Source organism: Pseudomonas sp. CFBP13509 (genome assembly GCF_005233485.1).
Taxonomy (GTDB): Bacteria; Pseudomonadota; Gammaproteobacteria; order Pseudomonadales; family Pseudomonadaceae; genus Aquipseudomonas; species Aquipseudomonas marginalis.
Genome location: NZ_QGAA01000001.1, coordinates 497,458 through 523,010, shown reverse-complemented (window position 1 = coordinate 523,010; position 25,553 = coordinate 497,458). Strand labels below are relative to the sequence as shown.

Below are 25,553 nucleotides of genomic sequence, written 5' to 3'. Positions count from 1 at the left end.
CACATGAAAAAGGCGGCTACCTGTTGAGGGTAGCCGCCTTTGTTTTACCGCCAGTCTTGCTTAATCCGGCAGTTTAAACGCCATCACATAGTCACCCTGCTTGGTCCCCAGGGAACCATGACCACCCGCCACGACCAGCACGTATTGCTTGCCGTCCTTGCCGGTGTAGGTCATCGGGGTGGTTTGCGCGCCGGCTGGCAGGCGGCCTTCCCACAACTGCTTGCCGTTTTTCACGTCATAGGCCCGCAGGTACTGGTCGAGGGTACCGCTGAGGAACGACACGCCACCGGCCGTGGTGAACGTACCGCCCAGGCTCGGTACGCCCATGGTCAGCGGAACCGGAACCGGCGAGCTGTCACGCACGGTACCGTTCTTGTGCATCCAGATAGTCTGGTGGGTGGTCAGGTCGACCGCGGCCACATAACCCCACGCCGGTGCCTGGCACGGCAGGCCCAGGGGCGACAGCAGTGCTTCGAGGATCACGCCGTACGGCGCGCCTTTGTTCGGCTGCACGCCCTGGGTTTCGCTGACGCGAGGGCCTTGCTTGGCGATATCGGCCGCCGGGATCAGCTTGGATTTGAACGCCATGTAGCTCGGGTTCACGAAGGCGATCTGGCGTACCGGGTCGACGGAAATACCACCCCAGTCGAACACGCCAAAGTTACCTGGGTAGACGATCGAACCTTGCAGCGATGGCGGGGTGAACGGGCCGTCGTAGCGCATGGATTTGAAATCGATGCGGCACAGCAGTTGGTCGAACGGTGTCACGCCCCACATGTCACGCTCCTTGAGGGGCGGTGGCATGAAGTTCAGCTCGGACTTCGGCTGGGTCGGGGAAGTACGGTCGCCCGCGACAGCGCCCTGGGGCACGGCCACTTCGTGGATCGGCACCACCGGCTGGCCGGTGGCGCGGTCCAGCACGTAGATGCTGCCTTGCTTGGTCGACGCCATCACCGCTTGCTTCACGCCGGCTTCGGTCTTGATGTCGATCAGCGACGGCTGGCCGCCGACGTCCATGTCCCACAGGTCATGGTGAGTGAACTGGAAGGTCCACTTCACGTGGCCGCTGTCGATGTCCAGGGCGGTCAGGCCCGCAGCGTATTTCTCGGAATCGTCGGTACGATCGCCGCCGTACTGGTCGGGCATCTGGTTGCCCATCGGCAGGTAGAGCATGCCGAGTTTTTCATCCACGGCGAACATGGACCACATGTTCGGCGAGTTGCGGGTGTAGGTCTTGCCTTCGGCCAACGGGGTAGTGTCGTCCGGGTTGCCGCTGTCCCAGTTCCACACCAGCTTGCCGGTGTGTACGTCGAACGCGCGGATCACGCCGCTGGGCTCGTCGGTGGAGACGTTATCGGTGACGTGTCCACCGATCACCACCAGGTTTTTGGTCACGGCCGGTGGCGAAGTGGAGTAGTAACCGCCTGGGGCGAAGCTGCCGATGTTGGCACGCAGGTCGACCTGGCCTTTGTCACCGAAGTCTTCGCACATCTTGCCGGTGTCGGCGTTCAGGGCGATCAGGCGGGTGTCGGCGGTCGGCACGAAGATGCGTTTCGGGCAGGCATTCGGTGCGGCGGCCGGGCTGGCGCTGCCGGTCGGGCTCTGCTCGGAAGCGTAGGCGGCGTCATCGTGATACGACACGCCACGGCAGGTCATGTGCGCCCAACCCTTGAAGTTCTCGGCACCCTGGCTGCTGATCTTCGGATCGAAGCGCCAGATTTCCTTGCCGGTGTCCGGGTCCAGCGCAATCACCTGGCTGTGGGGTGTGCACACGTAGAGCATGCCGTTGACTTTCAGCGGGGTGTTTTCCGCGGTGGTCTCGCCTGGATCGTTCGGGCCGGGGATGTCGCCGGTGCGATAGGTCCATGCCGGTACCAGCTGGTGCGCGTTTTCCGGAGTGATCTGCGCCAACGGCGAGTAACGATCACCGTAGGCCGAGCGGCCATAGGAGTTCCAGTCGCCATCGGCCTGGGACGGTGCAGCGCTGGCCATGCCCGGTACCGCGTCGCGGTCCAGTTGGCCGGTCTTGACCATTTCACCGGGGTTGGTGAATTGGCTGGCCAGGGCGGTTGCACCGGCCAGCACCACGGCCACGCTCAGCGCACCAGTGCCCAGCGGGGCAGGTTGGCCGCGCAGCAACGGACGGCGAAACCACGGGAGCAGCATGACGATGCCCAGGGCGAACAGCAGCGCCAGGCGCGGCACCAACTGCCACCAGTCCAGGCCGACTTCCCACAAGGCCCACACGGTACTGGCGAACAGCACCAGCGCGTACAGGCCCAGCGCTGCGCGGCGGGTAGCCAGCAGCAGGAGGCCGGTCAGGGTGATGCCGATACCGGCCAGCAGGTAGTACAGCGACCCGCCGAGCAGGCTCAGCTTGACGCCGCCGGCCAGCAAGGCCAGGCCCATGATCAGCAGCAAGATCCCCAGCAGCCTGGGCAGCAGGCGGCTTGGGCTCGAAGCACCATCAGTGCTCATAGTGTGTTTCTCCGTGACGTTGGAATAATTGTGTAACCCCGTGCTTCATTCACTGTAGATGACGATTCGGCACGGGCTTGGTTCAGCGTTAATTCGGTTTTTCTGGGGAAAGCGGGGGTTATCCACAGGCGGGCGATTTATCCCCAGGCGCGGGTCGGTGTAAGACAGCGCTGTCTTGGTGGGCAGGAATAATCAGCAAGATAGGATCGACCGGGGAAGTGAAACGTTTCAGTTTATTGCCGACAAGGATAAAGCGCGGACGCGCCGAGAGAAAGCGCAAATCGCAAGATGCATCATTTCCGATTTGGTAACAGTGACAGATCGTCGCTGCCAAATAACGGTGGGAGGGGCAAGCCTCCTCCCACAGGGGAATTTCAGTGTGTTTAGAAGGTGGTGCGGATGCCCAATTGCACACTGCGTCCCGGTGCCGGCGCGATATCGCGCAGGATCGAGCTGGCATAGCGCACGGTCTGGTTGGTCAGGTTTTCACCGTTCACAAACGCCAGCCATTGGCTGCCGCCGACATTGAAGTGATAACCGGCGCTCGCGCCCAATGTGGTGTAGCCATCGGTGCCGCTTTCGTTATCCGGCACACGGCCCTGGCCAGCGGCGTGTTCGACGTCGATGCGTGCCTGCCAGCGGTCCAGTTCCCACAGCAAACCGCTGTTCAAGCGCAACGGGGCGATGCGCGGCAAAGCTTCGCCGGTGTCGAGGTTGGTGGCGCGGGTGTAGTCGCCTGACAGCTCCAGCGCGAATTTGCCGTAGGCGCCTTCGCCGAGCTTGATGTGATCCTGGGCTTCGAAGCCGGCGAAACGTGCCCGCACGCCGGAATATTCGTACTCAGGAATGCCATCCGCGTCTTCTTCGCCTTCATCGTTCAGCGTACGACCCGTGCCCAGCAGGCCGATGTAATTGGAGAAGCGGCTGTAGAACACGCCGAAGCTGCCCTTGTGCGTGCCATTGTCAAAGCGCAGGGCCAGGTCGCTGGACACGGCCTTTTCTTTTTTCAGGTTGGCATCGCCCAGTTCATAGGTGCCGGTGGCGACGTGGGCGCCGTTGGCATACAGCTCGTAGAAGGTCGGCGCGCGCTCGGTGTAGCCCAGGGTCGCGGCCAGGGACCAGATGGGCGTCAGCGTATACACCGCGCCGGACGACAGGCTGCCGGCGGTGAAGTCGTTGGTCTTGTCGGCACCGGCAAAACGCGCGTTGCCCTTGGCGTCCGGGTCGACGCTGGTGTGCTCCAGGCGCCCGCCGAGGCTGAGCTTGAGGCGCTCGGTGGCCTGCATTTCTTCGAGGATAAACAGCGCGCCGGCGTTGGTGTCGGTCTGCGGCACGAAGGCTTCTTCACCGAGGGCCGAGAATTCGTTGCGGGTTACTTGGGCGCCCACCACGCCATCGAACGGGCCAACGGGCTGGTGACGCGCTTCGACGCGGGCTTCATAGCCTTTGTTCTTGAAGATCGTGCCGGTTTCGCCGCCTTCGATTTCGCGGTGCTCGTAGTCGGTGTAGCCCGCGTCGAGTTTGACCGAGGTGAACGGGCCTTGCAGGTTGCGGATCTCGGACGCAAAGGCGTAGTGATCCTGCTTCATGCGGATGCGCACTTCCTGCTCGGCCGGCGAGCCGTAGTTGCTGTCGTAGTTGCTGTAGGACAGCCCGGCGTAACCGTCGTCCCAGGTGTAGGAGCCGCCTACCGCACCGCCGTCCTGGCGCCCGTCGCTGTTGCCCAGGCGGCCGTTCCTGCCGGGTGCGTCATCGCTGTCCGGGGCGTGGCGGCTGCGGGCCTGGCCGGGGATTTTCAGGTCGTTGAATTCCCGCGCGTTGGCGTCCAGGTGCAAGGCGAAGGTGCCATTGCCGGCTTCCAGCTTGCCCGCACTGCTGCGCGTGGTATCGGCGCCGCCGTAACGCAATTCACCGGCGCCGTGGATGCCCTCGATGGCTTCGGTGGGGATGCGGTTGTCGAAGGTGTTGACCACGCCACCGATGGCGCTGCCGCCATACAACAGCGCTGCCGGGCCGCGTACGATTTCAATGCGTTCGACGTTGACCGGGTCCAGCGGCACCGCGTGGTCATAGGACAGCGACGACGCATCCAGCGCGCCCACGCCGTTGCGCAAAATGCGTATACGGTCGCCGTCCTGGCCACGAATGATCGGCCGGCTGGCGCCTGGGCCAAAGTACGAGGAGGACACGCCCGGTTGCTTGTTCAGGGTTTCGCCGAGGCTGCCTTTTTGTTGCAGGGTCAGCTCATCGCCCTCCAGCACGGTGGTCGGCGAGGCGAGTTGCTCGCTGCCCAGCGGGTTGCCGGTGATGACTTGGGGTTGCAGTTCCAGGGCGTGGGCTTCCGAGCTGATCAACAGGGCGGCGGCGAGCGGCGACAAGCGCCACAGGGAGGAGAGGGACATCGGACATTCCTTGGCAAAACGACGAAAAAGATTTGAGATTTATAGTTACAATATAACATCTCTTTTTTGCCGGGAGCGGGAACTTTTTTTACCTGCCAGGGCGGAGTGATAAGGTGTGCGCCTTCGTGAGCACTTTTTCATAGGCCCGGCATGACCGCGACAAACAACGACCCCCTCCATGGCGTGACCCTGCAACACGTCCTCACCACCCTGGTGGAACACTACGAATGGGCAGGCCTGGCCGAACGCATTGATATCCGTTGCTTCAAGAGCGACCCGAGCATCAAGTCGAGCCTGACTTTCTTGCGCAAGACCCCATGGGCGCGGGAGAAGGTCGAAGGCTTGTACGTCAAGCTGATGCGCACCAAACGCCCGCTGGATTGACCTCATGAAGCGGTATGTGGCGGCAGCGGCGCTGGCCGGTTGGGTGGGCCTGGCGATTCAGCAATACCTGATTTTCTATTCGCGCTGGGAGTCCGGCGCCAGTCTGCTCGGCGGGCTGATCAACTTCTTCAGTTTCTTCACGGTGCTGACCAATACCCTGGCAGCGGTGGTGCTGAGCTATGCGTGGGTGAAGCGCGATTCTGCAGCCAGGCGGTTTTTCCTCGCCCCCGGCGTCAGCAGCGGCATCGCCGTCAGCATCGTGGTGGTCGGCTTGGCCTACAGCCTGTTGCTGCGGCATCTGTGGCAGCCCGAAGGCTTTCAATGGATCGCCGATGAACTGCTGCACGACGTGATGCCGCTGCTGTTCGTGCTGTACTGGTGGCGCTGCGTGCCCAAGGGCCAGTTGCGCCTCAAGCACATTGGCCTGTGGGTCATCTACCCGCTGGTGTACTTCGGCTATGTGCTGCTGCGCGGGGATTTGCTCGGGCAGTACCAGTACCCGTTCATCGATGTCGGCACCCTGGGTTATCCACAAGTGTTTGTGAATGCCGGGGGGATCCTGCTGGGGTTCGTGCTGGTTGCCCTGGCGGCGGTCGGCCTGGACAAGACCTTGAAGTCACCCCGAATTTAACCTGTACGGATCTCTGGGCAGGGAGCAACTCCCTTCTCCCAGGCTTTAAGCCTCGTCATTCCCCCCGCTGCGCACCGTCAATGGTTTTCCATTGAGCGGTGTTTCGCCACGTCGCGCACTTATCAACACGTTAGTTGATGTGCTCCAGTAAATGTTGTTATTTTTCGTTGAGTGTAATCCCTCTCTTACAGTTATATCTGAAGACAAGCTTTTGCAACTAAGGCCGATGTAGTCCAATTCTTACGGATGTTTTTAAAGTTTTGGCAATTTGCCATGTTTTTCCTATGTGTTTAAGTGTTGCAGGGCTACGTAATTAGAAGAACTGGCCGACTTATGTTTTTGGAATCTGGTCGGGATAATCGCCTGGCTTCAAATGAGCTGGTTTGCAATACAAGTAATTGGAATAAATAGAGGAATTCTGTGCGCCACGGCGGCGGAATCACTTAAACGACGTTTATTACTAATGTGGGCATCTATAAATGAAAGCTAAAATGAAAACCGCGCTGTTCTCTATCGGGCTGTTGGTGGGGTCGATGTCCGTTGCCCAGGCGGCGGACGGAACTGTCACGTTCTTGGGGTCGGTCCATTCGGGTGCCTGCTCTATCAAGCCTGATTCGGTCGATCAGACCATTCCCCTTGGCGCAATCGCCAAACATCAATTGCAAGCGGGCGGGAAGTCCGAGCCGCGTCGCCTGCTGATTGAACTTGAGGGCTGCGACCTGGCGGGTCTCACCGATAACACCGTGACCACCACCTTCACCGGAGCGCCATCGAGCGTTGTGCCGGGTGCGCTGGGCACCGTCGGGAGCGCGGGCAATGTGGGCATCATGATGACCCATGGCAGTAAACCCGTTGAATTGGGCGTGGCTACCACGCCGCAAGTGATTGCCGCCGGTGACAACACGCTGGAGTTCGGTGCCTATGTACAAGGCGCTGCCACGGGCGACATCGTGCCAGGCGACTTCAGTGCGGTGACCAACTTCACCTTGGCTTATCAGTAAGCGTTTTCCCCCGCCACCCAGCGTGGCGGGGGAGGCTGGTGGAGGCACAGGTGAAAACATTCATAAGTCTCGCTATCTCCTCTTCTTTGGCGATGTTCATCAGCCCTGGGGTGGTTGCCCAGGAGCCTGCTCAAGGTGATGGGCTTGTCACGCTGGGAGGAGAGGTCGTCGACTCGGCCTGCGGGCTGGAGTTGGTCAGCGTCGATCAAACCATCGATACGGACCCCGAGCCCATTGGCCGGTTCCTGCGGCGCGCCAGGGGCCAGGACCAGTCCTTCCAGTTGCGCCTGGTCAATTGCACCTTGAGTCGTACCGATCCATCCCGTCCAGGGGTAACGCTGCCCGACTGGCAGCACCTTCGGGTGACGTTTGACGGCCCCACCGACAGAGGCGGTCGTTCTTTTGCGGTCTTTGGTGGCTCCCAAGGCGTTGCGATGAATATTGAGGATTCCGCTGGCCAGTTAAGTGTTCCGGGTCAGCCGATGACTCCACATCCGTTAACGGAAGGCGATATGACGCTGCACTACACGCTTCATTTTGTCGGTAACGGATTGCCCATAGTGGCCGGAGCCCACCGTACTGCCGTGCGGTTCAAGTTGGAATATTTTTGAACGTTGATGGGTTGCTTGCATGTTAAATACAGCGAAGGTCAAAAATACGCTGCGCCCAAGCCTTTTTGGCGGGTTGATATCATTGGCAGGCACTGCACTGGCTGCTGGGGATATTGAGTTTAATACTGATGTTCTTGATCTGAGTGATCGCACTAATATTGACTTGTCTCAGTTTGCCCGCAGCGGGTTTATTCTGCCGGGCACCTATTCGATGGTAGTGCAGATCAATGCCCAGCCCATTGCTGAGCAATCGGTGGCTTTCTATCCCCCCGATAATGACCCTAAAGGCAGCCAGGCATGTTTATCGCTGGATCTTGTCGATCAATTGGGTCTCAAGGCGTCGGACGCGGCCAAACTCAAATGGTGGAAAAACGGCGAGTGCCTGGATACCGAAAGTTTGCCTGGCATGGAGGTCAGTGGCGACCTGGCCACCTCCACACTGAACATCAACCTGCCCCAGGCCTACCTCGAGTACAGCGCCATCCATTGGGATCCGCCGTCCCGGTGGGATGAGGGGGTGCCGGGGCTGCTGGTTGACTACAACATGACGGCGCAGTCCAGCTATCAAAAGAATGACGGCACCCGCAACAACCTCAGTGGTAACGGAACCCTTGGCGCCAATGCCGGGGCCTGGCGCCTGAGGGCCGACTGGCAGGGGCGGATCGAGAAAGGCGTGGAAGGGGCACCCAGGGATCAACAACAGTTGGAGTGGAGTCGCTACTACGCCTATCGCGCAGTGCCTGCACTGAAGGCACGCTTGACGGTCGGAGAGGACTACCTGTACTCGGACATCTTCGACAGCTTCCGTTTTACCGGGGCTTCGCTGATCTCGGATCAAAGCCAACTGCCACCCAACCTGCGTGGCTACGCACCGGAAGTCGTCGGGGTCGCCAAGACCAACGCAAGAATCATCATCAGCCAGAAGGGCCGCGTGCTGTATGAAACGCTGGTCGCCGCAGGCCCTTATCGCATTCAGGACCTCAGCGACGCCGTGAGTGGCACTCTGGATGTGCGGGTCGAGGAGCAGGACGGTTCGGTTCAGACCTTCCAGATCGATACGGCAGGCGTTCCCTACCTGACACGTCCTGGGCACGTTCGATACAAGCTGGCGACCGGGCGCCCGTCCGATCTTCAGTACGGCGCCAACGGCAGCGTTTTCGGCACCGGCGAATTCTCCTGGGGGATCAGCAATGGCTGGTCGCTGTTTGGCGGCGGGATAACGGATAACAACTACCGCGCATTGTCTGTCGGGGTCGGTCGCGACCTGCTGGCGTTCGGCGCCGTATCGCTGGATGCCACCCAGTCCCACGCCAGTGTGTGGAACCAGACATTCTCGGGCAAATCCTACCGCCTTCAATACTCCAAGCACTTCGAGCAGTACGACAGCCAGGTCACGTTTGCCGGTTACCGGTTTTCCGAGAAAAACTACTTGAGCATGAGCGAGTACCTGGACGCCCGTCATTACGGGTTGAACGGTGAGCGCGGCGGGATCGAGCGCGGTGAATACATCGAGGGCTGGAAGCCGATTGGCGACAGCAAGGCCCTGTATACGGTGACGCTCAACAAGCAGTTTCGTGACCTTGGGGCGACCGTCTACGCCAGCTACAACAAGCAGACGTATTGGGGGCGCCCGGACACTCAGCGTTGGAACCTGTCGATGTCGCGCTACTTCAATGTGGGAACCGTCAGGAACATGAGCCTGTCCCTGAACATGTTTCGCACCCAGGAGTATGCCTACAAGGATAACGGAATGGCGCTGACGGTCAGCCTGCCGTTGGGGCGCAGCGGCACCCTGTCGCTGGACGCCAACAGGACCTCGGGTAAAGAGAGTTTCTCGACGCGCTACAGCGATCGCCTCGATGAGCGCAACAGTTACCAGCTCAATGCAAGCGACCGCTCCGCCAGCGGCTATCTGAGTCATATCGGCGACCAGGCCGACATCGATCTCAGCGCCAGCACCCAGGAAGGCAGTGGCAGGACCCTCAGTGCATCCATTCGCGGCGGCGGCACGCTCACGCCCTACGGTGCGGCGCTGCACCGAACCAATGGCACCGGTGGCACCCGCCTGATGCTCGACACCGGAGGTGTGCCCGATGTGCCTGTGCGTGGTTACGGCACATCGACCCGCACCAACGCGTTCGGCAAGGCAGTGATTTCCGATATCAGCAGCTACCAGCGTACGGCCGCCAGTGTCGACCTGGAGAACCTGCCGAGCAACGTTGAAGCCACTCAATCGGTGACCCAACTGACCCTTACCGAAGGGGCCATTGGTTATCGGTCCCTGGACGTGATTGCCGGTGAGAAGGCCATGGCTGTCCTGCGCCTGCCGGATGGCAGTGCACCGCCCTTCGGCGCGACGGTGAAGAACACCAAACAGCAGGACACCGGGATTGTGAACGACGGTGGCGCTGTTTACCTGAGCGGTATTCAGGCCGGTGAGCAAATGATCGTCAGTTGGGGCGGCATCGAACGCTGCCTGCTCACGCTGCCCGTCGCGCTGCCCGCAGACAGTTTGACCGATGCCTTGCAATTGCGCTGCCAGAGCGTAGCCACTGATCAATCCTCACCCGAGCCAGCAGCGCTGACCGGGAAGCGTACCGATACGGAGAACAACGCCTCATGATGCTCAATACGCACCCCACACTCCTGGTCTTCGCACTGCTGGCTCTGGGTCTGAGCCAGAGTGCCGGCGCCGCGGTTGGCCTGGACCGAACCCGGGTGATTTTTGACGGTGGCAAGGATGCGACCAGCGTGAATATCACCAATAACAACACCCAACTGCCGTACCTGGCCCAAGGCTGGATCGAGGACGAGGAGGGCAACAAGATCACCTCGCCCTTGATCGTGCTGCCGCCGGTTCAACGCTTGGAGCCCGGCAAGCAAAGCCAGGTGAAAGTGCAGGCGTTGCCGGCGGCCAAGTCGTTGCCGCAGGATCGCGAGACGGTCTACTACTTCAACCTGCGGGAGATTCCACCGCGCAGCGACAAATCCAACACCCTGCAAATCGCGCTGCAGACCCGGATTAAATTGTTCTACCGACCGCAGGCCATCGCTCCCAGTCAGCAAGACCTGTCCAACCCCTGGCAGGAAAAGCTGACCCTGACCCGCCAGGGCGACCGTTACCAGGTGAACAACCCTACGCCTTACTACGTGTCTCTGGTGGATGCTCGCAGCAGCAAAGACGGCAAGACCGTGCCGGGTTTCGAGCCCGTGATGATCCCGCCTAAAGGCACGCAAACCCTCGGGCCGACGGCCAAGGCGCTGGGCAATTCACCCTACCTGGCCTACGTGAATGACTACGGCGGGCGTCCATTACTGGCGTTCACCTGCACGGGCGAAACATGCAAGGTGAACTTGCAAGTCTCGACGCCTAATGAGTAGCAGCCTGCAGCGGGAGAGCGTCATGAAGTTGCACAACGTGAAAGTCCTGGGCTGTGTGTTACTGGTCCTGGCAACGCGCGCGGGCGCCGAGGATGACGATGGAATCGATGGCCAGCGTGGCCGGTTGAACGTTTCCGGATCCATGCATGAGTCCCCTTGCACGCTGGAGATGACATCGTTGCATCAAACGGTCGACTTGGGCGCCGTGTCTGCCAGTCAGCTGCAACGACCTGGCGATCAGGCCCCATCGAAGCCGTTTCAACTGCGTTTTCAGGATTGCCAGCGCACCGCAGGCAGTATCCGCAGCGAACGTACCGGGAACCTGGCATGGAGCGCTCACCAACCGGTGTTGTCGGTAACGTTTGTTGCCCCTGCCGATGCCGACGACCCACGACTGGTCAAAGTGCAAGGCATCACCGGGATGGGACTGCGGTTGACCGATGCCCTGGGGCGCGATGTACAGCTGGGCTCCAGGGGCGAACCGTTGTTTCTGAGCGAGGGCAGCACGACCCAGACGTGGAATGTTCAACCCACGCGTACCTCCGCGCCGTTGACCAGCGGAGCGTTTCGGGCCGTGGTGGATTTCAGGCTCAGTTATGAGTAAGGGCAAAACAATGGCTAAGTCAGTCGGCTCGCGGGCCATTCTTATCGTGGGGGGCCTGTTGTGGGCGGTCAGTCAAGGCGCGCAGGCCGAGACCAGCCTGATCATCCGCGCAGTCATCATTGCGCCTCCGCCCTGCGTCATCAATGGCGGCGGTACGCTCAATGTGCCTTTTGGCAATGACCTTCTTACGTCACGGATCGACGGGGTCAACTACCGTCGCAACGTGCCTTACACCGTCACCTGTGACGCCCCGTTCAGTAACGCGATGACTCTCCAGCTCAGGGGGACCGGGGCTTCGTTCGATGGGCGTGTGCTCTCGACCCGCAACCCGGACCTGGGGGTCAAGCTGTCGCTCAATGGCGCTGACTGGGCGCTGAATTCGAGCGTGAATTTTACCTATCCGAACTTTCCCGTGGTGCAGGCGGTGCCTGTCAAGCGCGCGGGCAGCCGGCTGGTGGGAGGCGCATTCGACGCTGCCGCCACCTTCGTGATCGATTACCAGTGATGAGGAGCGCGCAATGACATGCTGGCAGCAGCGAGCCTTGCTCGCTTTGTGTTCCATCGGCCTCTGCCATAGTGCGTCGGCCAACGTAACGTTCAGCGGAACGCTTAACGAGCCCCCGCCCTGCACCATTGATGCGGGCAACAAGATTGAAGTCGACTTTGGGGATGTGGGGGTCAAGCGGGTCGATGGGGTGAAATATCGCCGGGGGGTGGGTTACACCATCAATTGTGGCGTCGACACGCTCCCGTGGGTACTCAAGTTGAGTGTCAACGGTACCCCCACGACGTTCGACGGCGCGGCATTGCAGACCAGTGCACCTGACCTGGGTATTCGGATATTCCAAAACAACCTGCCGTTTCGACTCAATACGCCACTGGACATCACCCTGTCTTCCCCGCCGGTATTGGAAGTCGTGCCGGTCAAACAGCCCGGTGCAACGCTTGCCCCCGCCAGGTTTACCGCGGTGGCGACGTTGTTGGCCGAGTACCAGTAGGAGTTGGATATGGGACATGAAACTGTTCATAGGGCCAGGCTGTACGCCGTGCTGGCGTGCCTGCCGGCCCTCGGCCTGATCTGCGAAGCACACGCGGCGGATAACCTGAATTTCAAGGGCAACCTGGTTGAAGAAGCCTGCACCATCCGCCCGGGTGACGAGGCAATCAGCCTGGAACTCTGGGACCTGACCAGCAAGCACCTCTACATCAATACGCGTTCGGTGGGCAAAGGTTTCAAGCTGCACCTGGAGGACTGCGACACCACCATCGGCGACACGGTGACCATCACGTTCGGCGGCGTAGAAAACCGGGAGCTTCCGGGGTTGCTCGCACTCGATGGTGGAAGCGGCGCCTCCGGTATCGGGATCGGTATAGAGACGCTGGGTAACAAGCCCTTGCCGCTGAATAAAACCAGCGACGAACAGGTACTGAGTAATGGCAGCAATGTCATCGAACTCAAAGCCTACGTGCAAGGGGAGCCGATGGCCATCAGGGACCAGACCATAGGGCACGGCAGCTATACCGCGACCTCTACTTTTACGCTGGATTATCCGTAATTCAAACGCTCGACAACCGGGCGCATACGCATGGGGCTCCAGATCAATCAGGTCTGCACGAACTGATTGTTCGCTGGATGGCGCCTGTGTAGATAAGCAACGAGAGATCAACATGAAACGACTATATGACAGCGCCATTGTGCTTCTCCTGCTGATTGGCGTCAGCACGACCGCGCAGGCCGTAGACTGTCGGGTCAATGGCGGTGAGTGGGCGCGCGTCACTCATCTGACCGTCCCCGTAACGGTACGACTCGATGCGGATCGCACGAGGATCCTGATGGAAGGTGCCCGGCTCGAATGTCGGTTTACGGCTGGAGCAGGCCCGGCTTGGGGGGCGGACTATTGGGAAACCGGCAATGCCTCTGGGACACCTTGGACATCCGGCCCCAAGTTCGTCAGTGAACGGAGTGGTTTGCGTATCAATGGCGCTTTCCTCAATACCCCGGTTCCGGCGGGTATACGGGTGGCTACCATGCCCAACAACGGGATCGGCTATCCGATCAATATCACCCCTTACATCCTGGTGCGTCACAGTCCCTCCAATCCGATCGATATACGAACAGGAGATACCCTCGGCCTGTTGCGTCTCACCAGCTCGAACAATTACGACGCGACACGGCCGCAACTCACGGTCACGTATACGGCTGCCAACAACTTCACCATCTCCCCGTCCACCTGCACGATCAACAATAACAACCCGATCGAGATCAACTTCGGCAATGTGCACCAAAGAGCAATAGGTACCGATCCGCTGACCACGACCATCCGCAGCAACCGCCGGCTCACCTATTCATGCCCGGACGGCGGGATTACCACGCCGATCACCATCACCTACAAAGGTACCGCCTCGTCGTTCGACACGCGCCTGCTGCGCATGACCAACCCGGACGTGGGCACGGCCCTGGTTCGTGGCGCAAGCGCGGTTCAAGTCGGTGGTTCATTCCTGACCCAAATCACCAACAGTGTGGGGAGCGACGATGTGACGTTTTCCCTCGTACGGCGTTTCGGTTCACTGCCTGCCGCTGGGGTTGTCAGCGGCAGCGGCGTCCTTGTAATGGGGGTGCCCTGAGGCTTACTCCTCTTCGCTGCCTTCCGCACGCCAGTAACCCACCGCCTTGAGGAACGCCTCATTGACCTTGTGTGTGTCCAGCAGCACCCGGCGGACCTGGCGCGACAGCCTGGTTTCGGTGGCGACAAAGCTGTACAACGAACCGCTCGGCAGCGTCAGTTTCTGCACGGTGTCGAGCAGGTCGTCCTGGCCGCGCACGATCCATTTCACCTCCACATCGGCAGCACTTGCCAGTGCCTGCCGTTCCGCCGCATTGGCGATTTCGATCACCGCCAGCACCTTGCGCCCGGCCGGTAATTCTTCCAGGCGCCGAGCAATGGCCGGGATCGCCGTCTCATCGCCGATCAGCAAATAGCTGTCGAACATATCCGGCACGATCATCGAGCCCCGTGGCCCGCCGATATACAGGTGCTGGCCGACCTTGGCCTGTTCAGCCCAGGTGGAGGCCGGGCCGTCGCCGTGCAGCACGAAGTCGATGTCCAGTTCGCCGATGTTCAGGTCGAAGCGGCGTGGCGTGTAGTCGCGCATCGCCGGCTGCGGGCCGTCGCCCTTGATGTTGAAGGTCGGGCTTTCCAGCGCCGCTTGTTCCGCAGCGTTCTGTGGGAACAGCAGCTTGATGTGATCGTCACTGCCCAGGCTGATAAAGCCCGCCAGTTCCGGGCCGCCCAGGGTGATGCGGCGCATGCGCGGGGTGAGGTCGACTACCCGCAATACTTCAAGGCGGCGGCGTTTGATTTCGTGGGTGACACGGTGGATGGCTTGCGTATTCATTGAGCTGTCCCGTCGGCAATGGCTTGGGCGGCGCCGTTGAGCAGCGCCGCGACACGAACGATTTCTTCCGGGCTCCAGCGCCCGTGGTGCGAATGCAAGGCATGGCGCAGGTTGTGCACGGCCTCGTGGATTTGCGGCGGGCGGTCATGACCGCGCAGCGAGCGTTTGCTCAATTGGATGCGCATGCGCACACCGTCCAGCGCAACCGCCTGTTCGCTTAAGAAGAGACGTCCGGCGTCGGTGATTGTGTAGCGTTTTTTTCCGCCTTCGGCGTCGCCGCTGATCAATTCGCTTTCTTCCAGGAAGGTCAGCGTCGGGTAGATCACCCCTGGGCTTGGGGTGTAGGCGCCGTCAAACAGGCCTTCGATCTGGCGGATCAGGTCGTAGCCGTGGCACGGCTGTTCGGCGATCAGGGCGGGCAGCAGCAGCTTCAGGTCGCCCGGCGCAAAGACGCGCGGGCCACGGCCGCCGCGTTCGCGGACGGGGCGTTTTTCGAAGCCGTCGCGGTCGTCACCGTGGTCTCGGTGGTGATGAGGGTCTCTCATGATCGTTCTCTCCTGTCTAATTAAGATACAACTTAAGATATATCTTATGAAGAGCGCAAAATCGTCTGACGAACGGTAGCGCAAGCAAATCTGCGCTTGGCGGGTGGTCGGTAGGGGTGAGCGGAGCGTGGCACTGCTCGCCTTTAAGTGGGCGAAAACATGGCATTTGCATGAATATTAAATACAGTTGTTAGTTGGAGTGTTTGCTCTAGAAGTATGCAGGCTCAAGCCCGCTCTAGTCGTGTGGCCGATCTCCTACAGCTTTATGATTTATATAAGTAGTATCAGTGATGTTTGGATGTAATTAGTGGATGACAGTTAATATTTATAATATTGAATATTAAGGTTTTTTTCTTTCCGATCGGGTCGAGATTTATTACGCGCTAAAGAGAAGTTGCCGGCATCGTCAAGTGTGATTTCCAAGCACTATTTACCTGCGTCGCAAGACCCGGTTTATTCGTGTTTTGTCGCATTGGGAAAATCGGTTTCCCAACCAATATCTAATGCCACAACAGGTACTTAAAATGCTTAAGAAGACCGCTTTCGTACTGCCGTTTCTCGCACTGGCTTTCAGCACGTCCAGCGTGTTCGCCGCAGGTGAAGCCAGCAGTGTCATCAACATCAAGGCAACGATTCCGACCAAGCAGTTCCACGCGCAGCCACGTGACCCCAACTTCGGTCGTGACGAAACCATGAACTACAACACCGTCACCGGCGAGTTGAGCCAGTTGCGCGCCACCTACGATGTGAAAAACACCGACGGCTCGATCAAGGCTTACATCGAGGGCGGCCCTGCTTCGTTGACCAACGGTAGCGACGCGATCGCACTGACCAACACCTTCAACGGTGTCGTACTGACCGGCTCGCCGCTGGAAGTGGTCGATGATGCCAGCTCCACTCCAGGTACCCAGGCGGACCTGGTAGTGGCCGCTGCCAAACCTGCGGATGGCGTTTCCGGGCTCTTCACCACCAACTACACCATCGTGTTCGACCACGAGCCGCGCGTCACGCCGTGAAGCCAGGCTCGTTGAGCGGTAAGCACCGGCCTGTGGCTCGGTAGTCAAACCGGTCGGCAGTCAGTCTCTGTCTGTCGGTCGGCCGGTTTTCTCGTATTGAAATTCGAAATCAGAGTATTCCGTTCATGTTCCCGATGACTCCCATCGCGGCAGCGCTTGCCTTGTTGTTTTGTGCGAACGCGCTGGCGGCAGGTACTGCCGACGGCACTACACCTCGTAGTCTGCTTTCCCAGGCCAAGGGACTACCGGCGGACTTTGAAGAGCATTTCTTCGACGTGCCCCTGGCAGTCAAGGTGGATCTGGACCAAGAGTTTGTGTCCGAAGCGATGATCGTATTGACCCGTGATGACGGGCTGACCTTACTCGACTTTACCGACCATGACGGCAGCGTGATCAAGGATGACGAGCGTGACCGCTGGGCCGAGTACCTGAAACAAGGCGTGCCCCTGGGGGCATGCGAAACCAATTGCCCCGACGGGCTCATGGCCGTGCATTACAACCTGGAAAACTCCACGGTTTCCCTGCTGACCGAAAATGCCGAGCGCGACGCCGAGGAGCAGCGCTACTACTTTCTGCCCACCGGCGGCAGCACTGGCCTGATCGTGCGCAACCAGATGAACCTCAGCGGTGGCGAAGGGCAGGACCTGGGCGGACGCTTCGGCATCGATGCCAGCAGCAGCCTGGGCCTGTGGAGCCAGACCCTGAACATGCAGTTCTCGCGCCTCGGCGGGCCGGACGACGATGACCTCAACCACGCCGTGTATGCGCTCTATACCCAGCGTGAACTGCAGGGCAATTTCCTGCGCCTGGGCTACTTCACACCCAATGCCGAAGGCCTGACCCGCCAGTTGCGAACCTTCGGGGCCAGCCCGGACACCGCCGTGGGCGTGATGTATGGCAGTTCCGACAGCCTGATGATCAATAATTCCAAGCCTGCCGTTTACCCGATCTATGTCACCGCCAGCCGCCAGGCATCGGTGGAGATTTATCGCAATGGCCTGCTGATCAACACCCAGCCGGTCAGCAGCGGCTTGCACAGCCTGGACACGCGGCCGCTGCCCGGTGGCATTTATGAAGTGGAAGTACGCCTGGTGGAGGACGGCCAGATCACCAGCACCACCCAGGAGTTGGTGTACAAGCCCAACAACTGGCGCAACCACGACGAGCGCTGGCGCTACAACCTGTTTGCTGGCCGGGAAAGCAAACTGCTGAGCAACTTTGATGAGCAGAGCAGCGGCAGCCCGACCGCAGGCATCTCGGTGAACTACCTGGCTCACCCCCGTGTGGTGTTGGGGGCGTCCGGTCGCCAGGTCAAGGACAACATGCAATACGGCACCTCGGTCGACTGGACCCTCGCCGACCAGGCCAGCCTGTATGCCAACGTCTACTGGACGGAAAAATACGGCACCGGCCTCGACCTCAACGGCCTGTACAACTACGGCCTGGGAAGCGTCGTGTTCAACCACACGCGCAGCTGGCTAGACACCCGTAACACCTATGAAACCCTGCCGGATGGCACGCGCATTCGCCAGCGCGACGTGTTTGTGGGCCAGACCAGTAACTCATCGATTTCAGTCAACCACCGCTTGAGCAACCTGCGCTCGATCAACGCTCGCCTGTTCTACAGCGAAGGCAACAGTGAAGGCGTCGGCCTGGACCTGGGCTGGACCGAGCGCACCCATATGTTCGGCAACGACGCCAACTGGCGCGTGTCGGTATTTGACCGGCCAGCCACCGCCAGCACGGGCGACCGGCGCAACCGTGGGGTCGACCTGAGCATCAGCCTGGCCCTCGGCGCCCCCGGCGAGCAGTGGTCCGCCAGCATCGGCACGCGTACCTCCCGCGAGGGCACCCGCGACAACAATGCCTCGCTGACCTACCGCAAGGACCTGCAAGACCACATGCTGCAAAGCGTCTCCGCCACGGCGACCACTGACACCTACGGCATCGGTTTGTCCGGCATGGCCAGTTTCGAGAACGAGTTTGTCAGTGGTGACGGCTACGTCCAGCGTTCTTCATTCAACAATGAGCTGGCGGGCGGCCTGAACCTGGACAGCACCTTTGCCCTGGGCCAACAAAAAATGGTGCTCACCAGCCAATACCACGGCACCGGCTCCGGGTTGATCGTGGATGTCGAAACCGACGTCGACGACATCGCCCTGCGCGCCGACGACTTGAGCGGTGGCAGTACGGCCCTGCGCCCTGGTCGCAACTTCATCCCGATCACCGCCTACAAAGGCAGCTCGGTGAGCTTCGACTTCGAAGGCAACCACGCGCCCTCGGCCTCGATTCAACCGCCGCGCACGCGCTACCACCTGAACAAGGGCGGCGTGGAGTACCGCAAGGTCAGCGTGATGCAAACCGTCACCGTGCTCGGGCGCCTGGTGGACCCCCAGGGTAAACCGCTCAAGGGCCTGCATGTGATCAACCACGCCACGCGTGGGGTGAGTGAGGTCGACGGGTTCTTCTCCCTGGAAATGAATGCCAGTTCGCCGACCCTGGAAGTGCGCCGCAACAACCAACTGCTCTGCCAGTTCAGGCTTGATCCTTCCAAGGCGCGCCTTGAAAACAGTGTGCTGATGATCGGGGACTTGCGCTGCACGCCGGATACGTTGGCGGAGTCCACAGTCACCGAACAGATTGCCGGTTGAGCATGAAGATGAGAACACGCACAGTCATGAAAACGCTTCTTTCCCGCGCCACCCAACGCCATGTAGTGGGTACGGCGATGCTCCTGTGTTCCTTCGCGGCGCTGGCCGACGAGGACATCACCGCACGGTTCAGGCCGGACCCCGGCAACCCCATGGTGAACAGGTTCGAGAACACCACGCCGATCAGTTCGATTTGCGCCGCGCACATTCCGGCCCGGTGCAAGGCGTTGAATATCTTCAGCCTGCGCGACACCAACTTCACGGCAGCCGCCATTGCGCCCATCCAGGCCAACCATTCGGACGAGCGCCAAGGCTTCATGGTCAAGGTGCCGTCTGATTGGCGTGACTTGACCGTGACGCATACGGTCACCCAGGAGACCGAGACCGTACAGGTCAGGATCGCCGGCGTCGGATCGCTTTGGTATGTGCCGCGGCCACCTGGCGTTTCGGCGTGGGCACAGCCTGGGGTGAGATGGCAAAGTCGATGGACGACGGCGCCCGCGCCCTGTCAGAGCACCGGCCACCTTGCTGCCGGCACTTTCTTTGCCTCGTACTTCTGGCTGACACCCGAAGGTGCGGGCCCCTGCAGTCGGCAACCGTCCCAGGACTTGGCGACCCTGCGTTACAACACCATGGAGTATGCCTACGAACTGCGCACTCCCAACCCGTTGGGCATGTCCAGTGGTCACTACACCGGAAGCATTACGTACACCATGGGCCCCGGTGGCGATTACGATTTTGGCGATGTTGTGATCCCCTCGAAAAATGCCCTCACCTTCAATTTCACCTTGAGTGTGGAGCACGACCTGAAAGTCGAGGTGCCGCCGGGAGGCACCCGCATTGAACTGGTACCCCAAGGCGGTTGGCAGGCTTGGCTGAACCAAGGGCGCAAGCCGGCGCGGCTGTTTCGCGACCAGACTTTCAATATTTCCGCTTCGTCGCGTTTCAAGATGCAGTTGGAGTGCGAGCGAGTGATGGGCAATACCTGCGCCTTGAGAAACGCGGCCGACCACCAGGTTCCCGTGAATATCAGTGTCTCCTTGCCCCACGGCCTGAACCGCCCTGACAGCTCTGCCGTCAATCGCCAGCCGCTGTTGTTGAGCGGTGCCGGCACCGAGCAATTCCAGCCGGGGTTCTATGTGAACCGCCGCCCTGGAACCTTGCATTTCGAGGTCGCCAAGGAACATGTCGACGCCATGCTCAGCCAGGGCGGCAGCACCTATTCGGGGCAGGTCACGGTGATCTGGGATTCGGACCTGTAAACGGAGAGCGTTATGTGGATCAAGTATGTGTTGGCCCTGTGGGTGCTCGGCGGCTTGCCGCTGTGGGCACACGCCGGCCCGAGCCTCAACGTCGGGGCGTTCTACGACTACCTGGAAGGCGATAAGAGTACCTACCTCAAGCGGGTCTTCAATGCTGGCGACAGCACCGCCTTTGTACGGATCCAGGTGCAGGAAATCCTCTACAACAATGACGGAACCTCCGAAGAGGTGGCGCTCAAGCCGGCCGCCGACCCCAGCATTCGTGACGGCCTGATGGCCAGCCCGACGCGCTTGATCGTGCCGGCCGAAGGCATGCAGGGCACGCGCCTGTTGTACCTCGGCGAGCGCGAAAAAGAGCGTTATTTCCGCGTGCGCTTCGTGCCGGTGATGCCAGAAAAGGACGACGAGTTTGCGGTTTCGAATGAGGAACGCGAAGCCTACAAAACGTCCTTGTCAGCCGGGGTCACGGTATTGGCAGGGTTCGGCACGGTGTTTTTCGTGAGGCCCAAGGTGACGCGCTTTGCGACGGGCACCGATGACAGTGCCGGGAGCTACCGTCTGCGTAACGACGGCAATAGCGTGGTGGTGATCGATGAGTTCAAGGACTGTTCCACCGCCGCGCCCCAGGACTGCCAGCCCACCACCAAGCACCACATTTTGCCAGGCCGCGCGTTTGACTTTGACAAGCAGGCCGGGCGGACTTACCGCTTCACTCTGATCGAAGGCGGTGACAAAAAACCTTATGAGGTCAAAGGATGATGAGCAGTGAAACAACCCACGTCGGCTGGCGCGGACGGCCGTCGGAGACGCTGTACAAAGGCCTCGCGGGGGCGGTGTTGTTGGTCGCCGTGCTGTTCAGTTCATCGGCGCTGGCGGTTCGCGAAGCGCGGGTGTTCGATGTGTCGGTGACCATCCCGACCTCGGACTTTTACGTACTGCCGATCACCCCAGGGTTCCTGGAGCGTGAGCAACAGATGGTCTGGGACCTGGTGCCGGGTCGCCTGCGTCCGCTGCGCGAACACTTCGACGTGAAGAGTTCGGCGGGCGGGATCAACGCGCGGCTGGGCGCGGTGCCCATGTTGTTCAACGGCGGGCGTACCTATATCGACTTGAGTGTCACGTTCAATGGCCAGGCGCTGAGCCTCGACGACACCCTGGTGGTGCCCCAGGACGAAGCGCGCCAGGGCAAACGTGTGCTGCTGGACATCTCGGCGGTCGAGCCGGCGGATGGGTTTACCCCCGGCGAGTATTACGGCAGCGTCGAGTTGCTGTTCGACGCGGTACGCCCATGACGATTTTTAAAGGAGGGGTTATGAAACGTGTAGCGGCAATGCTGGGCTTGATGGTGTGTTCGTTGAGTGCCCAGGCCGGGCCGAACATCAACATTGGCGACTTTTACGACTATTTGCGTGGCGATAAAAGCACCTACCTCAAGCGTGTCTTCAACGGTGGCACCAAGACCGCCTTCGTCAAGGTCAACGTCACCGAAATGCTCTACAAACCCGACGGCAGCTATGACGAAGTGCCGCTCAAGCTCGAAGCCGACGGCAGCGTGCGCAATGGTCTGGTCGCCAGCCCGGCGCGGCTGATCGTGCCGGCCGATGGCATGCAGAGCACACGTTTTGTATTCATCGGTGAGCGCGATAGCGAGCGCTATTTCCGGGTACGTTACCTGCCAGTGGCGCCCGAGAAAGACGACGGCTTTGGTGTCACCGATGAGGAGCGCAAAGCCTATGAAGAGACCTTGGTGGGCGGTGTGCAGGTGATGGCTGGCTACGGCACCGTGTTCTTCGTGCGGCCCAAGGACAGCCGCTTCGATACGCGGGTCGAAAATGGCGGGCAGCGTTACACCTTGCGCAATGCGGGGAATACGGTGGTTGTGGTGGATGAGTTCAAAGATTGCGCGGCCAATGACCGAACGTCGTGCGCCCCCACCACCAAGAATCATATTTTTCCGGGGCGGGTGTTCAGCTTTGAAAAACAGGCCGGGCGTACTTATCGGTTCTATCTGGTAGAGGGCACTACCCAAAGAATCGTCGAAATCAGTGGCTAGCAGCGGTGCACAAGGTATGGCTGCCCGGTTGCAGATAGGGCATCAGCACCGGCGCCATGCCCTTGAGCACCTGCACCGGCAGCGCTGAGGTAAAGGTGAAATTCTGCGCGCCGCTGCCGGGAACAAAGGCAGTCAGGGTGCCGAAGTGGTGTTCACCGATGTAAAACACAAAGGTCGCGGTGCGGTTGATCGCCTTGGAACTCAGGACCCGCCCACCCGCGCCAATCGCCTCGATGCGGTTATCCCCGGTGCCGGTCTTGCCGCCCATCGCCAAGGGGCTGCCATCGGCCAACTTGAAACTGCCGGAGACACGTTTGGCGGTGCCTGCGTCCACCACTTGCGACAAGGCCCCACGCAAGGCAGTGGCCACTTCGCTGGGCATCACCCGTTTGCCGCGATTCGGGTCATTGATCAGGCGGGTTTCATAAGGTGTGCCGGCGGCAAAGTGCAGGCTGTCGATGCGCAGGGTCGGTTGGCGCACACCGTCATTGAGGATCGTGCCCACCAGTTCGGCGAGGGCCGCGGGCTTGTCGCCAGAACTGCCGATGGCCGTGGCCAGGGACGGCACCAAGTGATCGAAGGGGTAGCCGACGGCTTTCCAGCGTTGATGAATATCCAGGAACGCTTCGATCTCCAGCATGGTGCGGATGCGGCTGTCGCGGGCGCTTTTGTGCCGGCTCTTGAACAGCCAGCCATAGACTTCCTGGCGCTCATGCTCGCTGGCCGCGACCGCCTGGGTAAAGGTCGCGTCGGGATGGTTGAGCAGGTAACCGAGCAGCCATAGGTCCAGTGGGTGAACCTTGGCGATATAGCCTTGGTCCGGCAGGTCGTAGGCGCCGGGGCCGTAGCTCAGGTAGAGTTTTTGCAGGCGCTCGTCGCTGAGTTTTTCGCTGGTCTTGCTGCCGCTCAGGTGGGAGCGGATGAAACGGTCGAAACTCTCTTGGCTGGCCTGGGGCAGCAGGTAGCGATGCACGGCCGCCAGACGGATGGCGGTGGGGTGCAGGCCGTCGAGGAAGGTGTTGAGCCGGGCCTGGGTGTCCTTGTTGCGGTATTTTTTCCAGAAGCGCAGCAAAAACGTCGTGCCCTCGCGGTCGGCGAACTGGGCCAGGTATTCCTGGCGCCGTGGGTCGCTGTCGTCCTTGAGTAATTGCGCGCTGTTGCCCGGGGCCTGGTAGGTGCTGTAGCGCACCAGGTCGCGCATCAGGCGGATGAAGGGCAGGTTGATCGACTCGCGCAGGGCGTCACGCAGGGTCGGGCTGCGGCCGTTGTCTTCGTTGCGAAAGTTGTGGAAGTGATGCAGGCCGCCACCGGTGAAAAAGCTTTCGCCGGGGCTGGCCGAATATTGCCGATCAAGGGCTGCGTCGAGCATCTTCGGCAGGCTCTGGTCGCTGTTCTGCGCCAGGTAATCCAGGGCCCAGCGGGACAGGCGATCCTGGTCATCGATCTCGATTTTTTTCAGCGCAGCGGGCGGCTGGCCGGCGTATCGATCATGCAACTCGCTGATGATTTGCAGGTAGGTGGTCAGTACCCGCAGCTTGGCGGTGGAGCCCAGTTCCAGCTTGCTGCTTTCGTTGATGTCGAACGGTTGGTCGGTGTTGTCGGTCTGCACCCGTACGCGGGCACCGTCGGGCGTCATCTCATACAGGGTGAAGCTGTAGCGCACTTGGGCGGTGCTGCTGGGCGTCAGCAGGCGCGGGCCGAGTAGCCCCAGTTGGCCGGCGAAGGCCGGGTCTGCCAGGCGTTTGAGGTAGTCGGTGGCCTGGGTTTGCAGGTCGCTGTGCAGGGTGCTGGTGGCGGACAGGTCGAGGCGGTCCAGGTCATACAGCGGCCGGTTGAGCAGGGAACCCAGGCGGCTGCGGGCAACGTTGATGCCTTTGTTGCTTTCGATTGGCTGGACCGTGGGCTGCTGCTGCCAGTCCCGGTAAGTGACCCGGCTGGCGAGTGCGGCTTCGGACAGCCCCGGCTCAATCACCCCGTTCTGCGCCAGCAAACGCAGATGACTGTCGGTCAGTTGCTCAAGGTCGGCACGGCCCTTGGCGAGGTAGTAAGACGGGCGGCGCTGGGCAATCATCAGGGACAACACTTCGCGCAGGGCCAGGCCTTTTTGCTTGAGCGTTTGCGGGTCGTCACTGGCGAGCAGGGCGTTGGTCTGGTTGAAGTCGGCGCCATACCAGACCCGCAGTCCTTCTGCCAGGCCATGCACCTCGCCGTGGCCGGGCACCGCCGACAGCGGCACGCTGTTGAGGTAGTCGCGCACCACATCCTGACGTGCTTGCAGGCTGTCCGGCCCGCCCTGATACGCCCGTACACTGGCGGAAACCATCTGGCGGATTTTCTCACCACCGCTCAGGGTCAGCCCATCGGGTGAGTGGCGGTATTTTTCCAATTGCGTGGCCAGGGTACTGCCACCGGCACTTTGGCCAGGCAGGTGCAGCAAGCGTGCGACCTGCGACCACGCGGCCTTGGCAAAACGTGGCCAATCCACGGCGGGGTTGGCTTGGGGTTGGTCGGGGTCGAGCAGGTCGCGGTTCTCGATAAACAGCAGGCTACTGACGATCACGGGCGGGATGGCGCTGAAACGCGGGTACGCCTGTTGCGGGTAATTGAAGCGGTACACCGGGGCGGCCCGGCAATCGGTAATCGTCAGACCAGCCTGGATTTTCTCGCGGTAGGGAATGAATAGGCCGTGATCGCTGTAGTCGATCAGCGCCGTGGAGAAGCGTGCCTGACGTTCGATCAGGTAGTTGCGTTTGAGCAGGCGCGGCAGGAACTCACCCAGGGCGCTGTAGCCCAGGCGCCGGTCGAACGGACCGTCGCCGGGATAGACAATGGCGTCGCTGGCACCGGGTTGTACCGTATAGCTCAACGCGTGGGCGAGACGGCTTAACTCTCGGGCTTGCCAGTGGGCCGTGCGCATTTCCCGATGGGCGGCAAACCCCAGCGCGATCAGGCCGATCAGCAGCAGTAACCAGACCATTCGCCACGCATACCGCCGCTTGCGGGGGCTTTGCGGCAATGGCTGTTCATCCAGGCTGTCGGCGGGGCCAGCAGCCTTGGGTGAATCGGTTTGCCATAAAGCGCCCATAGTCGATTGATCCATTCACGCAGATTGATCGGACTTGATTCAAGCGTAGACGT

Annotated in this window: 22 protein-coding genes; 17 read left to right on the top strand and 5 right to left on the bottom strand. The window is 60.7% G+C overall.

Going from position 1 to position 25,553, the window contains the following annotated elements; all coding sequences use genetic code 11:
- Positions 1 to 60 precede the first annotated feature (60 nt).
- Positions 61 to 2,478 (bottom strand): glucose/quinate/shikimate family membrane-bound PQQ-dependent dehydrogenase, encoded by a 2,418-nt coding sequence (locus tag PspCFBP13509_RS02505; protein ID WP_074844023.1) that lies wholly within the window; start codon positions 2,476 to 2,478, stop codon positions 61 to 63.
- Positions 2,479 to 2,861: 383 nt separating this feature from the next.
- Positions 2,862 to 4,880 carry a TonB-dependent receptor gene (locus PspCFBP13509_RS02500; protein ID WP_065926575.1) on the bottom strand — a complete coding sequence of 673 codons (2,019 nt, stop codon included), beginning with the start codon at positions 4,878 to 4,880 and terminating at the stop codon, positions 2,862 to 2,864.
- 150 nt (positions 4,881 to 5,030) lie between these two features.
- Here PspCFBP13509_RS02500 and PspCFBP13509_RS02495 point away from each other — a divergent pair, with 150 nt between their 5' ends.
- From PspCFBP13509_RS02495 to PspCFBP13509_RS02445, 11 genes are all read left to right on the top strand, one after another.
- A complete protein-coding gene (locus PspCFBP13509_RS02495) occupies positions 5,031 to 5,264 on the top strand; it encodes a VF530 family protein (protein WP_027604640.1) in 234 nt (77 codons plus the stop codon).
- 4 nt (positions 5,265 to 5,268) lie between these two features.
- On the top strand, positions 5,269 to 5,895 hold the full coding sequence (locus PspCFBP13509_RS02490; RefSeq protein ID WP_065948890.1) for a Pr6Pr family membrane protein: 627 nt from the start codon (positions 5,269 to 5,271) through the stop codon (positions 5,893 to 5,895).
- Positions 5,896 to 6,386: 491 nt separating this feature from the next.
- Entirely contained in the window at positions 6,387 to 6,896 is a 510-nt protein-coding gene (locus PspCFBP13509_RS02485; protein WP_065926573.1) for a fimbrial protein, read from the top strand.
- A gap of 50 nt (positions 6,897 to 6,946) precedes the next feature.
- Positions 6,947 to 7,507: a fimbrial protein gene (locus tag PspCFBP13509_RS02480; RefSeq protein ID WP_065926572.1), complete on the top strand. Its 561-nt coding sequence runs from the start codon at positions 6,947 to 6,949 to the stop codon at positions 7,505 to 7,507.
- A 19-nt stretch (positions 7,508 to 7,526) separates the two neighbouring features.
- A complete protein-coding gene (locus PspCFBP13509_RS02475; RefSeq protein WP_153227260.1) occupies positions 7,527 to 10,130 on the top strand; it encodes an outer membrane usher protein in 2,604 nt (867 codons plus the stop codon).
- Complete coding sequence (locus PspCFBP13509_RS02470) at positions 10,127 to 10,888, top strand: fimbria/pilus periplasmic chaperone (RefSeq protein WP_065926571.1); 762 nt, start codon at positions 10,127 to 10,129, stop codon at positions 10,886 to 10,888. Before PspCFBP13509_RS02475 ends, PspCFBP13509_RS02470 begins: the two co-directional genes overlap by 4 nt.
- Positions 10,889 to 10,910: 22 nt before the next feature.
- Positions 10,911 to 11,492, top strand: a complete 582-nt coding sequence (locus PspCFBP13509_RS02465; protein ID WP_065948889.1) for a fimbrial protein — start codon at positions 10,911 to 10,913, stop codon at positions 11,490 to 11,492.
- A gap of 10 nt (positions 11,493 to 11,502) precedes the next feature.
- Positions 11,503 to 11,997 carry a fimbrial protein gene (locus PspCFBP13509_RS02460; RefSeq protein ID WP_065926569.1) on the top strand — a complete coding sequence of 165 codons (495 nt, stop codon included), beginning with the start codon at positions 11,503 to 11,505 and terminating at the stop codon, positions 11,995 to 11,997.
- Between the two features lie 13 nt (positions 11,998 to 12,010).
- Positions 12,011 to 12,490, top strand: coding sequence for a fimbrial protein (locus tag PspCFBP13509_RS02455; protein ID WP_065926568.1), 480 nt, complete (start codon positions 12,011 to 12,013; stop codon positions 12,488 to 12,490).
- Positions 12,491 to 12,499: 9 nt separating this feature from the next.
- Positions 12,500 to 13,048: a fimbrial protein gene (locus tag PspCFBP13509_RS02450; protein ID WP_065926567.1), complete on the top strand. Its 549-nt coding sequence runs from the start codon at positions 12,500 to 12,502 to the stop codon at positions 13,046 to 13,048.
- A 112-nt stretch (positions 13,049 to 13,160) separates the two neighbouring features.
- Entirely contained in the window at positions 13,161 to 14,117 is a 957-nt protein-coding gene (locus tag PspCFBP13509_RS02445; RefSeq protein WP_065926566.1) for a fimbrial protein, read from the top strand.
- A gap of 3 nt (positions 14,118 to 14,120) precedes the next feature.
- Here the strand turns inward: PspCFBP13509_RS02445 and PspCFBP13509_RS02440 are convergent, their stop codons facing one another.
- Positions 14,121 to 14,888, bottom strand: a complete 768-nt coding sequence (locus tag PspCFBP13509_RS02440; protein ID WP_065948888.1) for a siderophore-interacting protein — start codon at positions 14,886 to 14,888, stop codon at positions 14,121 to 14,123.
- Positions 14,885 to 15,433: a PadR family transcriptional regulator gene (locus tag PspCFBP13509_RS02435; RefSeq protein ID WP_065948887.1), complete on the bottom strand. Its 549-nt coding sequence runs from the start codon at positions 15,431 to 15,433 to the stop codon at positions 14,885 to 14,887. The genes PspCFBP13509_RS02440 and PspCFBP13509_RS02435 overlap by 4 nt, the downstream gene beginning before the upstream one ends.
- Before the next feature lie 524 nt (positions 15,434 to 15,957).
- Between PspCFBP13509_RS02435 and PspCFBP13509_RS02430 the strand changes: the two genes are divergently transcribed.
- The 6 genes from PspCFBP13509_RS02430 (at position 15,958) to PspCFBP13509_RS02405 (ending at position 22,415) form a co-directional block, all read left to right on the top strand.
- A complete protein-coding gene (locus PspCFBP13509_RS02430) occupies positions 15,958 to 16,449 on the top strand; it encodes a CS1 type fimbrial major subunit (RefSeq protein ID WP_065926563.1) in 492 nt (163 codons plus the stop codon).
- Positions 16,450 to 16,574: 125 nt separating this feature from the next.
- Complete coding sequence (locus PspCFBP13509_RS02425) at positions 16,575 to 19,100, top strand: CS1-pili formation C-terminal domain-containing protein (protein WP_065948886.1); 2,526 nt, start codon at positions 16,575 to 16,577, stop codon at positions 19,098 to 19,100.
- Between the two features lie 26 nt (positions 19,101 to 19,126).
- Entirely contained in the window at positions 19,127 to 20,362 is a 1,236-nt protein-coding gene (locus PspCFBP13509_RS02420) for a hypothetical protein (RefSeq protein WP_065948885.1), read from the top strand.
- Positions 20,363 to 20,374: 12 nt separating this feature from the next.
- Complete coding sequence (locus PspCFBP13509_RS02415) at positions 20,375 to 21,121, top strand: pilus assembly protein (RefSeq protein ID WP_065926560.1); 747 nt, start codon at positions 20,375 to 20,377, stop codon at positions 21,119 to 21,121.
- Positions 21,121 to 21,654: a CS1 type fimbrial major subunit gene (locus PspCFBP13509_RS02410; protein ID WP_137211512.1), complete on the top strand. Its 534-nt coding sequence runs from the start codon at positions 21,121 to 21,123 to the stop codon at positions 21,652 to 21,654. The genes PspCFBP13509_RS02415 and PspCFBP13509_RS02410 overlap by 1 nt, the downstream gene beginning before the upstream one ends.
- A gap of 20 nt (positions 21,655 to 21,674) precedes the next feature.
- Entirely contained in the window at positions 21,675 to 22,415 is a 741-nt protein-coding gene (locus PspCFBP13509_RS02405) for a pilus assembly protein (protein ID WP_065926559.1), read from the top strand.
- On the opposite strand, the gene PspCFBP13509_RS02400 is transcribed toward PspCFBP13509_RS02405, so the two are convergent.
- Positions 22,405 to 25,500, bottom strand: a complete 3,096-nt coding sequence (locus PspCFBP13509_RS02400) for a transglycosylase domain-containing protein (protein ID WP_137211511.1) — start codon at positions 25,498 to 25,500, stop codon at positions 22,405 to 22,407. The two genes, PspCFBP13509_RS02405 and PspCFBP13509_RS02400, sit on opposite strands and share 11 nt — an antisense overlap.
- Between the last annotated feature and the right edge of the window lie 53 nt (positions 25,501 to 25,553).